Here is an 843-nt window from a genome sequence, read left to right as displayed (position 1 = left end):
GACCAGCGCCCCCATGCGCTCGGCGACCGAATTGCCGGCAACGCTCGCATCGCACCAGCGCGTCAGGTTGTGGACGACGTCGTCGGCGTTGAAGGGGTCGCCGTTCGACCAGGTGATGCCCTTGCGGACATGCAGCGTCAGCACGCGGGCGTCGTCACTGGTCCCCCAGCTCTCGAGCAACCACGGCTCGAAGGTGAAATCGCGATTCCAGCGCACCAGATATTCGTTGCACTGGCGGGCGACATTGGACATCTCGACGCCGTCGAAAGTGCGCGGGTCCTTCCAGCCTTTGACGTTCATGGCGACGCGCAAGATGCCGCCGCGCTTCGGCGCCTGCGCCCTGGCAGGGGAAGGCGCGAGGCCGCCAAGCGCCAGCGCGCCGGCGGCGCTGACGCCAAGTGCTGCCATGGTGGCGAGATATTCGCGCCGGTTCATGCTGCCCTTCTTGAAGCCGTCGGCGACGGGCTCGGCCTGCGGATGCAACGCTCTGTCGGTCAGCATGAACTTCATCGTCGTCATTCCCCTGTTGTTGGGCGCCCCGGCCGATCGCCAAACGCGGGGGACGGATGCGGTCGGCCGGCGCGCCTTTGGCCATGGGCAATGATAGTGTGGGTTTGAGTGGAGAAGTGTTCGGGTTTCCGCAGTTGTTGTGCACTGTTCCGCAGGGGCAATGAACAGAGAGAGTCAATATGAGGCAGCTGAGTCACACAAAAGTGGGCACCCGACTCATATTGGAAATGATCAACGATCTCGGCGCTGCCCCTCAACCCCTGCCGGGACCTTCTCCCCGTGAAGGGCGGGGAGGGGCTTGGCCGCAACGCTGGCGATCCCCTCTCCCCGTTG

The 843-nt window shown here is 64.7% G+C and carries 1 protein-coding gene; it reads right to left on the bottom strand.

What is annotated here, in order from left to right:
* Window positions 1-510, bottom strand: a 510-nt coding sequence (locus tag EOA85_RS36335) for an ABC transporter substrate-binding protein (protein WP_245486399.1), incomplete at its 3' end; no start/stop codon positions are given.
* Between the last annotated feature and the right edge of the window lie 333 nt (window positions 511-843).

The organism is Mesorhizobium sp. M5C.F.Ca.IN.020.29.1.1 (assembly GCF_003997375.1).
GTDB lineage: Bacteria > Pseudomonadota > Alphaproteobacteria > Rhizobiales > Rhizobiaceae > Mesorhizobium > Mesorhizobium wenxiniae.
Note: the sequence above shows the minus strand (reverse complement) of the source record. Positions and strands in the feature narration are given on the sequence as shown.